We start from the raw sequence: 13,174 nt of genomic DNA on the forward strand, positions 1-13,174 counted from the left end.
CGCCAGGTGAGCGTTCTTGTTGGTTTGCCCAAGCATGCCCAGCAGTGCGCCGGAATCATTTGTCGGTGGATGTCAGGCTTTTGTCATTTGCCGTCAGCCGTGGATTTTTTCTGTTGCCACAGGTAAAAACTGGCGAGGATGAAGCGCAGATGATCGATTCCGCTCAGAAGAAGTCGAATAACCATGACAGCCTTGATCAAGATCACCTCGCTCACGGGCTTCCCGGAACTGGTACGGGAGTTGGGCGGCGACCCCGACAGCCTGCTGCAGCAGATGCAGATTGATCCGCGGCAACTGGACAATGTCGCCGCGGTGATTCCCTACCGCGCCATGATCAACCTGCTCGAGCGCTGTGCCGAGCAGCTCGATTGCGTGGATTTCGGCCTGCGCCTGGCCGAGCGGCAGAGCTTGTTGATCCTTGGCCCTGTGGCGGTGGTGGGGCAAAACGCGCGCAACGTTGCCGAAGCGGTGGGGGCCATCACCCGCTTCCTGCACACGTACAGCCCTGGGGTGCTGGTGTACCTGGACTGCGAAAGCGACCCGGCACGCCCGCACCTGGTCTACGAAATGCGCCTGCGCCCTGCCCCGCGCCAGACACAGATCATCGAGTTGTCCCTGGGGGTGATGTTCAAGGCGCTGCAGATGCTGTACGGCCCGGGGTTCCGGCCGCATTCTGTGCTGTCGCGCACCGAGGCGCGCCTGCCCCAGAGCCGCTACCAGCGGTTCTTCGGTGCGCGCACCTACTTTGGCCAGGCGCAGAACGCGCTGGTGCTGCTGCCGGAGCACCTGGAAAAAACCATCGACCAGCACAACCGGCAGTTGCATGACACGCTGATGGACTACATCAGCAACCTCAGCGCCCACAACCCGCTGGAAGTGCACAGCCAGGTCGATGCCGCCATCCGCCGCCTGCTGCCCACCCAGCGCTGCGCCCTGCCGCTGATTGCCGAGCAACTGGGCATGCGCGAGCGCTCCCTGCAGCGGCGCCTGGCCGAGCACGATCTGGTCTTCGAGGACATGGTCGAGGGGGTGCGGCGCGAGCAGGCCGAGTTGTACCTGGCCGAGGCACACATGCCCATGGCACAGATCGCCGGGCTGCTCGGTTACGCCGAGCAGAGCTCGTTCAACCGGGCCTGCCGGCGCTGGTACGGACTGTCGCCACGCGAGCGGCGCGTGCAATTGCGCGCCGCCGCGTCATTGGCCACTCAGGGGTAAGTGATCATGATCTTGGCGTGCTGGTCCGGATGGGCCAGCGTGGCGAAGGCCTCGTTCACGCCTTCCAGGGTCACCCGCGCGGTGATCATCGGCGCGCCGTCGAGCTTGCCGTCCGCCAGGGCATGGAGCGTCTCGGCGAACTCTTCGTGGGTATAGCCGAAGGAGAAATGCACGTTCATTTCCTTGCCGATGGCGATCAAGGGTTCGATCCGGTCACTCTCCATGCACACCCCGACCACGATCAGGCGCGAACGCGGCGGTGCGTGCTGGATCACCTGCTGGATCAGCCCCGGCACGCCAACGCACTCGAACACCACGCAGGGCTTGGGTTGCGGCCCAAGGCCCAGCAGCGCCATCGGCCCGTTGATGTCATAACCCGCCGGTGCTGCCACCTGCAACCAGGACGTATAGGGCGACTGCTGCGCGGGATCGACCACCACATCGGCGCCCATGCGTTCGGCCAGGGCACGCCGTGCCGGGCTGAAGTCCGCCGCCACCACCGGGCCGATGCCGCGCGACTTGAGGATGGCGATCAATGCCAGACCGATCGGGCCACACCCTATCACCACCGGTACTTCACTACCGTCCAGGCGGGCGCGATTCACCGCGTGGGCAGCGACTGTCAGCGGCTCGGTCAGGGCCGCCAGGTCCGCAGGCAGGTCGCCCGGTACGGCCAGCAACATGGGTTCGGCCAGTACCATCTGCTCGCCATAACCGCCGGGGTAGCGGTTGGAGTAGCCGATATGGTGAAAGGCCTGTGCGTCGATCACGAACGGCAGCGAACACACCCGGGTGCCGACTTTGAAGCGTTTGTCGCTGCCGGGCCCGTGGTCGAGGATCTCGCCGCAGAACTCGTGGCCGAATACCACGTCCTGACGATCGTCGAAGGCGATGGGGATGTTGCCGCGCTTGAAATTGGCCAGCACCTTTTCACAGTGGTGGAACATGTGCAGGTCCGAACCGCAGATACCGCACGCCAGGGTCTTGACCAGCACTTCGCCGGCTCCGGGCCGGGGGGGTGCCAACTGCTCGATGCGCAGCTGTTTTTCGCGCATGACGACAGCTTTCATGGTGTCTCTCCTTGTTCGGTTGCGGGCCGTGCCTGCGCAGGCCCGCCGCAGTGTCATTGCAACTGGCCGACTTCGCGCAGCCAGGACTCGGATCGGCGCAGGCCTTCTTCAAGGCTGACCTTCGGCGCGTAGCCCAGCAGCAGGCGCGCCTTGTCGATGGAAATGCCGCCCGTGCGGGAAAACATGTACATGGCATCCGGGCTGATTTCATTGGGGCGCCCCAGCAGTCGGTTGAACCGCCAGATGCCCCGGGTGAGCCACGTTGCCAGCCACAAGGGCAGGCTGGGCGGCCTTCCGGAGCGCCCCGCCCAGCGCCAGTGATGGGTGAAGAACTCGGCGCAACTGACTGACTCCGCCGCACTGACGTGGAAGATCTGGCCCTTGGCCTGCTCCAGGCCCGCCGCCAGCATGACGCCGTCCAGCAGGTCGTCGATATACACCGGCGTCCATCGCCCGCGGCCACCGTTGGGCAGGATCAACGCACCGGACCTTGCCATCTTCAGCGGTTCGCTCAGCCAGGCACGAGAGCCTGGTCCATACACATCGCCGGGCCTGACGATGGTGCAGTCGATTTCCCCCGCTGCATGGGCCGCCAGCACCAGGTGCTCGCTGGCGCCCTTGGCCACGCCGTAGCGGTACTGCTCACCGATGACCACGTCGCAGCGTTCGTCGGCCTGGTCAGGGTACTGCCAGCCCAGCGCGGCGATGGAGGAGAACTGCACGAAGCGCTTGGCCCCGGCGGCAATGGCGACGTCCAGGCAATTGCGCACACCGCGCACGGAGATGTCGCGATAGTCCTGCCAGGGGGCTGCCAGCGAGACCACCGCCGCCGTGTTGATGAACAGCTCGCAGCCGCGGGCGGCATCTGCCCATTGCTGCGGCCGGGTAAGGTCGCCGGCCACCACCGCATTGGCAGGGTCCGCGCGCAGGTCCATGCCGCGCACTTCAGCCCCCAGGGCACGGTAACGCTTGGCCAGGGCGTGGCCGATGAAGCCACTGGCCCCGGTAATGAAGACCGAGCGCGGTACTTCAGGGCTTTGCCCTTGTGCCCCGGTCGGCATTGCAGGATTGATCATCGAGCGTGCTCCAGCAATCGTCGTGAAGGCGGCTCAGCCTGCGGTGTAGCCGGCGTGGCCGGGGCGGATGTAGCGTGCCGGCTGCAGGCCGCGCTCCCTGACCAGGCGCTCGATGATCTGCATGATGTCGCTGGCGTCCATGACGTTGACGAAGTTGCCGTCCTGGTCGAAGTTGATGTTCGCGCCATGCACCACCATCAGGGTTTCGGTGGGTTCGGTGTTGTCGGCCGGCACGCTGAAGGTATGGATCGAGCCACCCGGCTCATACAGGTAGCAGCCGGCGGTCTGCGGCTGGTCCGGGTATTCGACGTAGTTCCAGCGGCCTGTCAGGGTGAACAGGTGCACGGGGCCAGTGTGGTAGTGGCAAGGCAGACGCACCCCGGGCTGGAAGATCACGCGCAAGGTCCACACCCCAAGGTTCGGGTCCAGGTACAGCGGTTGCACGTCGACACCCGGGAAGTAAGGCGCGAGGGCGTTCTCGTAGACCGGCAGCTCATGGGTATTGAGGGTAAGCAGTTCCTTGTGATCGAACACGGGCGTAGGCATTGGCATTGTTATTCTCCTCAGGCGGCGTCTGGCCGGAGCGCGACATGCGCTCTGTGGCCATCTTGCTGGCGTGTCGGCGCAGAGAATTGCCATTTGCCGTCACTCAGTTGGCATTTGCCGCCAACCGCCCGAACAGGCCTGCCAGCCCCGCCAACGGGCCCTCCATGGTCACCCCGGCCAGGGTTGGTTTCTTGTCATTTGCCGCCGCGAACTTGTCCTTTCATGCCAGCTTAAAATTCAGCCGCAGCGGCTCTACCTGGCTGTTTACAGCTGGTCAATCCCGGTGTTACCAAAAAAGAAACCAACAAAAAGGAACGCCCGTGAAACGTTCAGTGCTTGCCGCCTCCGTGTTCTCGCTGGCCCTGCCGGCCTTCGCCCAGATACCCGACAAACTGGCCGAGGATGCCTACCTCTACGGCTACTCCATGGATGAGGCCTACACGTTCTTCCATGAGACGGCGGTCAAGACCGACACCCCGCTCAACCGCTTCCAGAACATCCGCCACCTGGCCGACGACACCTACACCGACCACCCCACCATCAACAACGACACCCTGCACCTGATGGGTTGGCTGGACGTCGCCGCGGAGCCGGTGATCGTCAGCGTGCCGGACATGGACAAGGGCCGTTACTGGATCCTGCACACCATGGACATGGGCCACTACACCACGTCCATGATCGGCTCGCGTACCCGTGGCAACCAGGGCGGCCACTTCATGTTCGCGGCGCAGGACTGGAAGGGCGAAGTACCGGGCAGCGTCACCGAGGTGATCCGCGTCGACTCCAACCTGGTCAAGCTGATGGGCCGGATCATGGCCACAGGTCCCGCAGACGAGAAGGTCGCGCTCGGCTACATGGACGACTGGAACGTGCGCACCCTTTCGGCTTACCTGGGCGTTTCGGGCCCGAAACCCAAGCAGCGCGTTTACCTCGACCCGGCCACGAGCAACTGGCTGCAACGGGTGAACTTCCTGCTGTGTGACGGCAGCATGGGGCAAGCCGACCGCAAATGGCTGGAGCAGTACAAGGCGGTTGGCGTCGAGCCGTGCAAGACCGATTTCACCGAGGAGCAACTGGCCGCGGCCAGGCGAGGTGAAGCACTGGGGATAAAACACATCCAGGACCTGGCACCGAAAATGACCGATGCCGGCAAGCTGCTGGGCACGCGCAAGCAACTGGCTGACGGGCCGCGAGACCTGTTCGCCGAGGGCACCTACATCGGTCAGTGGGGGCTGCCGCCCGATGAGACCGTCTACCTGCAGGCGGTCAAGGGCAGCGATGGCGAGCCGATCAATGGCGCGAACGGCAAGACCTACCGTTTGCACTTCAAGGCCCCGGACGTCAGCCAGTTCTGGTCGTTCACCGTCTACGGCACGGACAACCGCTTCATGGCCCACAACGCCCTCAACCGCCACAGCCGCGGCGACCGCACGCTCAAGCCCGATGCCGATGGCAACTACACCCTTGAGCTCGCCGCCAACGGCGATGCCAGCAATCCCAACTACCTGCCGATCCCGCAGAAGGACGTCTACATCGTGCTGAGGATGTATGGCCCAAGCAAGGCCGTGCAAGGCGGCGGTTACAAGTTCCCGCAAGTCGAGGTCGTCAAGCCATGAAAAGCGCATTGCTCTGTGCTGTGTTGTTGAATGCCGGCCTCGCGCACGCCGCCGACCTGGTAACGCCGGACAATTACGCCCGCGCCGAAGTGGATGAAGCCTTTGCCAAAGTCGTCAGGGACGTGGGCAGCAACACGTTTCGCCATGATCGGGCACTGATGCCGCTGGAGAAGCAACTCGCGGTCACCATGAACCGCGACACGGTGTATTCGTTCGGTGTGTTCTACGCGCCGCCAGGCACCACGATCACGTTGCCCAAGTCTGCAGACAATCGTTACCAGTCGGCCATGATCCTGCAGAACGACGACTACACCGACCAGGTGTTCTACGCGCCTGGCACCTTCAAGATCGAATCGCAAACTGCATTCGTCGCCGCCGTCATACGCACCCAGGTCGACCCCAACAACCCGCAGGACATCGACAAGGTCCGGGCCCTGCAAGATGCGATCAAGGTGAGCTGGCCCGAAGGCACGGTACCCAAGGACTACCCCATCGTGGCCTGGGACCAGGCCAGCCTCAAGACACTGCGTAGCCAGTACCAGAAGGAGGCGGCGAAACTGACCAACTTCAACGAAGCCGCAGGCCCGCGCGGCGTCGTCAAGCCGGAAATGCTCAGGCGCAGCGCTTCGGTCGCCCTGGGGCTGCTGCCGGCCAGGGACGCCATGTACATCTACCGCGACTACGGCCTGAGCGGCAGCAAGTGTTATGAAGCCACCTATGCGAAACCTGAGTTTCTTGAGGGCGGGTTTTTCTCCTTCACCCTGTACGGCGCCGACAAATACCTGAAGAGCGAGCACTCCAACCTCAATGACCGAACGTTGAAGTTCAACCCGGACGGCACCGTCACCCTGCGCTTCGGGCCGAAGGCCCAGTGTGGCGAGGTGGCGAACTGGTTGCCGACGCCAGGAGACAACTGGTACCTCGGCATGCGCATCTACCGCCCCGGCGCTACGGTGCTCAGCGGCGCCTACACCATCCCCGAGCCACACGAAGTCCAGTGATCTGCCACTGAACGCTGCACCTCAACCCTCCTGGAGGCGGCTGATGAAAATGGCCAGACGCTGAGTCACCACGGGGAGCGCTGCAAGCTCCAGGGTTTCCTGGTCGCTGTGCGCCCCCGTACCCCAGGGCCCTAGCCCATCGAGCCCGGCATCGACCAGGCTGGCGACATAAGAAATGTCGGCCCCGCCACGTTCGGCAGCGGGCACCGCCTGCAGCGGCCCTCCCCCCAGCGCCTGGTTGATTTCACTGAACTGCGCGAGCAATTGACGATTGCCCGGCGTCTCGGGCATGGCCGGCATGATGTCGTTGAATCGCAGTGTGCTGGAAGTGCCGGGCAGGGACGCCGCAGCGATCTTGCGCAGCGTCTGCTCAGCCTCGCGCTGCTGGGTTTGTGACAAGAAGCGCAGGTCACCATGGACCTGGGTTTGGCCTGCGATGATGTTCTTCAGCCCCTCGGCATTGGCAGTGTTTTGCCCTATGTCCAGATTGGCGGTGCGCCCGCCTGCGAGGATGCCTGGGTTGACGGTAAGGCCAGGCTGTTGGGAAAAGGCGATGCGCATCGCTTCAAGCACTCGGGCCGTCTCATAGATCGCGCCAAAACCAACCTGCGCCCCGAACACCAACGATGAATGCCGAGCCTGCCCATGGCTGCTCAACTGCCAGGCACTGATGCCCCTGCGCCCGGTCACCAGGCCCTGGGCAGTCGACGCAAATTCCAGGCCCAAGGCGATTTCGCTCTGCCGGGCGGCGTCGCGCAGGGCCTGCCGCGAAATCGAACTGGGCTGGGCAGCCTGTTCTTCATCGCCGACCAGCACCACGGTGATCGAGGCTTCGCTCAACCGGCCAGCCTGATCGAGGGCCTTGAGCGCGTACAGCAAGGTGACCAGCCCACCCTTGTTGTCGATCACACCAGGGCCGGTTGCCGTGCGCTGATCGGCGGAACGCTGGAATGTCTGAAAAGGGCTCTCGGGTGCGAACACCGTGTCCAGGTGCGCGATCAGCAAGATGCGCCGTTTGCCACTGCCCAAGGTGGCGACCAGGCTACCGGCGTGGGTCATGGGTGCGGGGAGATCGACCCAGCGGGTCTGGAAGCCTAGCCGTTCGAACTGCGGCCGAAGGATTTCGCCGACCTGCTCGACACCGCGACGATTGCCGGTGCCGCTGTTGATGTTCACCAGTTGCTCCAGCAACGCCACCTGGCTGTCGTGGTGTTGCTCGATGAAACGCACCATCGCCTGTTCGTTCAGGTTCAAGGGCGCTACAGTGGCCTGGGCCATGGGCACGCAGGCCAAGGTCAGTGCCAGCAACAAAGTTCGGGCTTTCATGAAGGGCTCCGGGGTCTGGAAGAGAATCCCGGAGAGTCTGCCGCTGCACTGCAGGCCGGCAAATCCAATCAGCCTCATTCGGCTGTAGGAAATTGCCGTCCTGTAGCGCCCTTACCCGTGAGGATCAGACCCGCAACGCATCCAGCCCCATCTGCCAGAAGTCCGCTTCCAATCGCGATGCCTGGCCGAAGATAGCGGCCAGTTCAACGAACCGCTGCTCGGTCATGCTCCGCGCCGCCAACTCATCGAGGTGCTTGCGCGCAGCCGCCGCCACGCCCTGATAGGCCTCGCCGGCATATTCGCCAATCCATTCACGGTACGGATGGTTGCTCAGGTCACCGATACGCTCGGCCAGGGTGCGGCCGATCTCGGCGTAGCCGATCACGCAGGGTGCCAGTGCCGCATGCAGCTCAAGCAGATCGCCCGCCGCGCCGCAGTCGAGCACATAACGGGTATAGGCCACCGTGGCCTGATGCTCGGGCGCCGCCTCGATATCGGCCTGCGACAGCCCCCAGCGGGCGCACAGGCGCAGGTGCAGTTCGGTTTCGTCGAGGATGGCTGCCAGACCGGCCTGGGCGGCACGGATATCGGCGGGCAGGCGGCTCTTGTAGGCCGCCAGCGCCCAGGCCCGGGCGAACTGGATGAGGAACAGGTAGTCCTGCACCAGGTACTGACGGAACGCAGCCTCCGGCAAGGTGCCCTCGCCCATCTGCCGGACGAAGTCATGGTCGACGTAGCTGGCCCACTGCGGCGCGGCAGCCGATTTCAGTCGCGCGAAGATATCCATGTTCATGCCTGCTCCTCATAGATGGCGTCGAAGAACGCCAGTTCCAGTGCCACGCTGCGCGAGTAGAAGTCGCTGCTCAGTGCAGCCTGCTGTGGCCCGACCCGGTCCAGTTCGGCTTGCAGGAAGGCGACGAAGTCGGCGAAGGCCGGGTTGTCGTGCAGGGTGATCCATTCGGCATGGACGAAATTGCCCGGCAGCGGCTGGGGTGCTTTGGTCGCCCAGTCGAGGTAGAGCCCTTCGGCCACGTTGAGCACCGCCAGGGCTGCGGCATAGGAGCGGGTGGCCGCAGCCTCGCGCATGATCGCCTTGAAGCCGGCGGTGGGCACGGTGTCTGCGGGTTCGGTACGTTGCGCCGGGCTCACGTCCAGGGCCTCGAAGGCACGCAGGAAGTAGGTGTTCTCGTCGCTGCAGATCATGCCGGCGAACCGGCCCAGGCGCAGGCGCGCGTCGAAGGTGTCGGCAGTGGCGATGGCCGCGCCGAGCAAGGTCACGAAGCTGTCGATGAAACGATGGTCCTGTACCAGGTAGCGCACCATGATCGGGTCCGCCACGCTGCCATCGCAGAGTTCACGGACGAAGCGGTGGCCGATGGCGGCCGACCAGGTCGGTTGGTTCTGGCGACGCAGGGTTTCGCTGAAACGTTCGGTCAAGGTGCTGTCCTCCATAGGGTGACAGCGAGGCCGTTGGCGCTGGGCATGAAGCGGCCTCGCAGTAAGGCCGGCAGGAAGGCAGGTCGGTAGCCCCATCCCTTCGCCGGCATGATCCGGATCAGGTTCGAAGGGTCACCGCGCTGCAGGAGCCAGCGGTTTCTCAGCCCGTTGCCGGACTCCCCTTGGTGGCTGGAGGTATACAGGAGCATGGGGAGGATGCCAAGGCGCAGGGACGAATTTGCCCCGGTCGAACCCACCGAAACTGGGCCCGAACAGCCCCAGTTCCGGGCTCCAATCCCCAACGCTTGCCGCTCAAGTGTTTTGCGCGCTTTACATTTTCCTAGGCTTTGTATGTCAAACCATTACAACACTGTCGGTTGGCACAACCATTGCTCAAGCCGTGGAAACGGGCAAAACGCCATTGATGGCTCAAGGCCATTTCTAGCATCGAGCGAGGCATAGGCAATGAAAACACCTGCCATCATCCACCCCACACGCCACGCCTTCAAACTAACCGCGGTGGCCGCGTTGATGGTCAGCCTCGGCCTGATTTGCGCAAGGGCCTCTTCGCTCGATGACGTAAGCCAGCCGCCGCCGACGGACCCTTCGCACTACGACGACCAACCGGCGGACCCCAACCCGGAGCTGCTCAACCTGTTCAACCTGCCGGAAGCCAACGAGGGCTCGCTGGAACTCAAGGACGGCGTGTTCGGTGACCGCTCGACCAACCGTGTCGACAACGTGCTGCAACCGTTGCAGCAGACATCGCGCAACTACCCCACCAATGGCATGCCAAGCCCGTTGTTCGGCGCGCAGCCGTTCACCCAGCAACTGTTGTTGTTCGAAGAATTCGGCCCGGAAAAACTCGACCCCAGCCTGCCACCGCCGAACTTGACCTTCCCAGTTCCCACCTTGGGCGCTGCTCCCGCGCAGGATCCGGACGTGGTGGCCCGCAGCAGCCCCAACGGCAATGCCCTGGAAGCCTTCCTCAAGCAACCGGGCCTGTACCCGTTCCCGACCCAATACTCCAACGTGCTCGACCGCAACCCCTGGAAAGCGCAGATCGAGCTGTTCCTCAACCGCAACTCGGTAGGCTCACCAGCCGAAGGCCGCCCACCAGGAAAAGGCTGGTCGCACCAGCGCTGGAACGAGTTCTACCCCCAGGCGGCGTTCAAGACTGCACAGGCCGGCGCGCGCATCAACCAGGGGCTGCGTGACCGCAAGCAGTTGCACAACTACGCGGTCGGCGAGTTCGGGCCTGGCGGGCTGTATTACCAGACCTCGGATATCCCGACCACCATCGGTACCACCAAAGGCATCGACACGCGCTTTCACCCGAACTTCCCGTTGCAGAACCACAAGTCGCTGTGGACCTTCGACGGCACCTTCCCGCCGAAACTGCTGATGGTGCGCTATGGCCAGCCGATCCTCATGCGCCATTACAACGCGCTGCCGATCGACCCTGCAGCGAACGCAGGTTTCGGTCTGCACACCATCTCGACCCATGAACACAACGGCCACTCCCCGGCCGAAAGCGATGGCTTCGCCAACGCCTACTTCTTCCCCGGCCAGTACTACGACTACCGTTGGCCGGTGCAGCTGGCCGGCTACGACACCATCAACACCCGCGCCCAGGACCCTCGCGCGGCATTCCCTTGCGCACCGGGGGAAACCCTGTTCGTCAACGATGCTTCGCCGGGCCTGAAGACCTGCGAGAACGGCAGCATCAAGATTCGTGGCGACTGGCGCGAAACCATGAGCACCCACTGGTTCCACGACCACATGATGGATTTCACCGCGCAGAACGTCTACAAGGGCAACGCGGTGATGATGAACTACTACAGCGCCCTGGACCGTGGCAACGAAGCACTGCAGGACGGCGTCAACCTGCGCTTCCCCAGCGGCAGCGCCTTGCCGTGGGGTAACCGCGACTATGACGTCAACCTGGTGATCGCCGACAAGGCCTGGGATCAGACTGGGCAGCTGTGGTTCAACCCGTTCAACACCGATGGCTTCCTGGGCGACCAGATCCTGGTCAACTGGCAGTACCAGCCCAAGCTCAAGGTGCGTGCGCGCAGCTACCGCTTCCGCATACTCAACGGCTCGGTTTCGCGCTACTTCAAGTTTGCCGTGGTGCGTGAAATCGCCGGCAACAGCGGCGAGTTCAAGGGGCCATCGGGCTCCAACCTGTCCTACGCGCGGGTGCCGTTCCACATGATCGGCAACGACGGCAACATCATGGAACACGCCGTACCGTTCGACGGCAGCATGGACCTCAACGGCGACGGCGACCGCCAGGACAACAACGGCATCCTGCCGCTGCAAGGCATCGCCGAGCGCTACGACATCATCATCAACTTCGCCAAGAACGGCATCAAGGCGGGCGACAAGCTGTATTTCGTCAACCTGGAAGAGCATGACACCGGCAAAGGCCCGAAACAGACCATTTCGTTGGCCGATGTCCTGTCGGAGAAATACAAGGCGGTGATCAAGCAGACCAGCAAAGGCCCTGAGTGGGACAAGGGCGACCCGGTGGTCGGCAAGTTCCTGCAACTGCTGGTGCAACCCTACAGCGGCCAGGACGTGAGCATGGACCCGACTGCCTACGAACCGGCCAAACCGGGCAAGGCCGAAGGCCTGAAGATGATTCCGCTGACCATCGACCGCACCGCCGCAGCCGACAAGGACAAGCTCAAGGCCGCCCGGCACCGCGAGTTCATCTTCGGCCGTTCCGATGGCACCGACACCGCGCCCTGGACCATCAAGACCGACGGTGGCTTCGGCTACAGCATGGACCCACGGCGCATCAACGCCGCCGCGCAGCTGTCGAGCGAAGCGACCGATGGCGGCTTCAGCGGTGACGGTACCCTGGAAGTGTGGAAGATCAAGAACGGCGGCAACGGTTGGAGCCACCCGGTGCATGTGCACTTCGAGGAAGGCGTGATCCTCAGCCGCGACGGCAAGACACCGCCCGAGTGGGAAAAATGGGCACGCAAGGACGTCTACCGCATCGGCCCGGATGCCGACTCTTCCGAAGAAGTGGAAATGGCCATTCGCTTCCGCGAGTTCGCTGGGACCTACATGGAGCACTGCCACAACACCCAGCATGAGGATTCCTCGATGCTGCTGCGCTGGGACATCGAGCACCCTGGCCAGTTCCAGGTGATGCCAACGCCGCTGCCGGGTTGGGATGGCGTGCAGTATGCCCCTTCGGTGGGTCTGCCGACCTTCCGCACCGCCAGCAACAACAATAACGGTGAAGACGACACCAACAAGCCACCGGTGGCGGTCAACGACACGGCCGCGACCACAGCCGGCAAGCCTGTCGTGATCAACGTGCTGGCCAACGACACCGACCCTGACCGCAACCTGCCGTTGACCGTCAGCGGCCTGAGCCAGCCGGATTCGGGCAAGGGAACGGTCAGCACCGACGGCACCCTGGTGACCTTCACCCCGCCAGCCACGGTCACCACGCCGTTCACCGCCAGCTTCAACTACTCGGCGCGTGATGCCAAAGGGGCCGAATCGCTGGTACCGGCCACGGTGAGCGTGGCGGTCGGTCCGGCAGTGGTGGCGGACGAGATCCAGGTGAGCAGCGCCACGGTGCAGGTGCGCAGCAACGACCGCTACACCTGGGAGTTGTCGGGTACCACGTCGGTGGCCACTGGCAACAGCATCACGGTCACGGCCAACACTAGCAGTGGGCCGTTGAACCTCGGTACGGCGACGCTTACTGCGTCCACCAGTGGCGCGCGCTGGCGGTTGTCGACGACCACCACCGGCAATGCGCCGGCCACGACGGTGACGGTGAAGTCGACGCTGGGCCAGAGTGTAACCGCGCCGGTCAGCGTCAAGTAAAGGCGGGGCCGCGTGGCGGCCCATCGCCG

General features: G+C 63.8%; 10 protein-coding genes and 1 riboswitch. Of the genes, 4 read left to right on the forward strand and 6 right to left on the reverse strand.

The genetic code is table 11. The features are described from left to right. Window positions 1-183: 183 nt before the first annotated feature. Window positions 184-1,215: an AraC family transcriptional regulator gene (locus tag ACIPZB_RS07475; RefSeq protein ID WP_008089496.1), complete on the forward strand. Its 1,032-nt coding sequence runs from the start codon at window positions 184-186 to the stop codon at window positions 1,213-1,215. On the opposite strand, the gene ACIPZB_RS07480 is transcribed toward ACIPZB_RS07475, so the two are convergent. From ACIPZB_RS07480 to ACIPZB_RS07490, 3 genes are read right to left on the reverse strand one after another with little or no spacing between them, the layout of a single operon-like run. Continuing rightward, entirely contained in the window at window positions 1,206-2,285 is a 1,080-nt protein-coding gene (locus tag ACIPZB_RS07480) for a zinc-binding dehydrogenase (RefSeq protein ID WP_400639605.1), read from the reverse strand. The two genes, ACIPZB_RS07475 and ACIPZB_RS07480, sit on opposite strands and share 10 nt — an antisense overlap. Before the next feature lie 53 nt (window positions 2,286-2,338). Beyond that, window positions 2,339-3,361 (reverse strand): NAD-dependent epimerase/dehydratase family protein, encoded by a 1,023-nt coding sequence (locus ACIPZB_RS07485; protein WP_400639606.1) that lies wholly within the window; start codon window positions 3,359-3,361, stop codon window positions 2,339-2,341. Window positions 3,362-3,394: 33 nt separating this feature from the next. Then, window positions 3,395-3,913, reverse strand: a complete 519-nt coding sequence (locus tag ACIPZB_RS07490) for a 2,4'-dihydroxyacetophenone dioxygenase family protein (protein WP_400639607.1) — start codon at window positions 3,911-3,913, stop codon at window positions 3,395-3,397. A gap of 314 nt (window positions 3,914-4,227) precedes the next feature. On the opposite strand from ACIPZB_RS07490, the gene ACIPZB_RS07495 reads away from it, so the two are divergent. Together ACIPZB_RS07495 and ACIPZB_RS07500 are read left to right on the forward strand one after the other, a co-directional pair. After that, window positions 4,228-5,523 carry a DUF1254 domain-containing protein gene (locus ACIPZB_RS07495; protein WP_400639608.1) on the forward strand — a complete coding sequence of 432 codons (1,296 nt, stop codon included), beginning with the start codon at window positions 4,228-4,230 and terminating at the stop codon, window positions 5,521-5,523. After that, window positions 5,520-6,524 (forward strand): DUF1214 domain-containing protein, encoded by a 1,005-nt coding sequence (locus ACIPZB_RS07500; RefSeq protein ID WP_400639609.1) that lies wholly within the window; start codon window positions 5,520-5,522, stop codon window positions 6,522-6,524. The genes ACIPZB_RS07495 and ACIPZB_RS07500 overlap by 4 nt, the downstream gene beginning before the upstream one ends. Window positions 6,525-6,545: 21 nt before the next feature. Here the strand turns inward: ACIPZB_RS07500 and ACIPZB_RS07505 are convergent, their stop codons facing one another. The 3 genes from ACIPZB_RS07505 to ACIPZB_RS07515 all read right to left on the reverse strand — a co-directional run bounded on the left by ACIPZB_RS07505 (window position 6,546) and on the right by ACIPZB_RS07515 (window position 9,287). Then, window positions 6,546-7,850, reverse strand: coding sequence for a M20 family metallopeptidase (locus tag ACIPZB_RS07505; RefSeq protein WP_400639610.1), 1,305 nt, complete (start codon window positions 7,848-7,850; stop codon window positions 6,546-6,548). Window positions 7,851-7,974: 124 nt separating this feature from the next. Then, on the reverse strand, window positions 7,975-8,643 hold the full coding sequence (gene tenA / locus ACIPZB_RS07510; RefSeq protein WP_400639611.1) for a thiaminase II: 669 nt from the start codon (window positions 8,641-8,643) through the stop codon (window positions 7,975-7,977). Then, on the reverse strand, window positions 8,640-9,287 hold the full coding sequence (locus ACIPZB_RS07515) for a TenA family protein (protein ID WP_400639612.1): 648 nt from the start codon (window positions 9,285-9,287) through the stop codon (window positions 8,640-8,642). Before ACIPZB_RS07515 ends, tenA begins: the two co-directional genes overlap by 4 nt. 78 nt (window positions 9,288-9,365) lie before the next feature. Further along, window positions 9,366-9,480, reverse strand: a riboswitch (TPP riboswitch). A gap of 272 nt (window positions 9,481-9,752) precedes the next feature. On the opposite strand from ACIPZB_RS07515, the gene ACIPZB_RS07520 reads away from it, so the two are divergent. Next, complete coding sequence (locus tag ACIPZB_RS07520; RefSeq protein WP_400639613.1) at window positions 9,753-13,145, forward strand: Ig-like domain-containing protein; 3,393 nt, start codon at window positions 9,753-9,755, stop codon at window positions 13,143-13,145. The last annotated feature ends 29 nt before the right edge of the window (window positions 13,146-13,174 follow it).

This window comes from Pseudomonas sp. NPDC089396, from assembly GCF_044749545.1.
Taxonomy (GTDB): domain Bacteria; phylum Pseudomonadota; class Gammaproteobacteria; order Pseudomonadales; family Pseudomonadaceae; genus Aquipseudomonas.

Excerpts from the sequence above, each read along its gene's own strand:
- tenA (WP_400639611.1), bottom strand. The coding sequence starts at position 8,643 with ATGAACATGGATATCTTCGCGCGACTGAAATCGGCTGCCGCGCCGCAG.
- ACIPZB_RS07485 (WP_400639606.1), bottom strand. The coding sequence starts at position 3,361 with ATGATCAATCCTGCAATGCCGACCGGGGCACAAGGGCAAAGCCCTGAA.
- ACIPZB_RS07520 (WP_400639613.1), top strand. The coding sequence starts at position 9,753 with ATGAAAACACCTGCCATCATCCACCCCACACGCCACGCCTTCAAACTA.
- ACIPZB_RS07505 (WP_400639610.1), bottom strand. The coding sequence starts at position 7,850 with ATGAAAGCCCGAACTTTGTTGCTGGCACTGACCTTGGCCTGCGTGCCC.
- ACIPZB_RS07500 (WP_400639609.1), top strand. The coding sequence starts at position 5,520 with ATGAAAAGCGCATTGCTCTGTGCTGTGTTGTTGAATGCCGGCCTCGCG.
- ACIPZB_RS07480 (WP_400639605.1), bottom strand. The coding sequence starts at position 2,285 with ATGAAAGCTGTCGTCATGCGCGAAAAACAGCTGCGCATCGAGCAGTTG.
- ACIPZB_RS07475 (WP_008089496.1), top strand. The coding sequence starts at position 184 with ATGACAGCCTTGATCAAGATCACCTCGCTCACGGGCTTCCCGGAACTG.
- ACIPZB_RS07490 (WP_400639607.1), bottom strand. The coding sequence starts at position 3,913 with ATGCCAATGCCTACGCCCGTGTTCGATCACAAGGAACTGCTTACCCTC.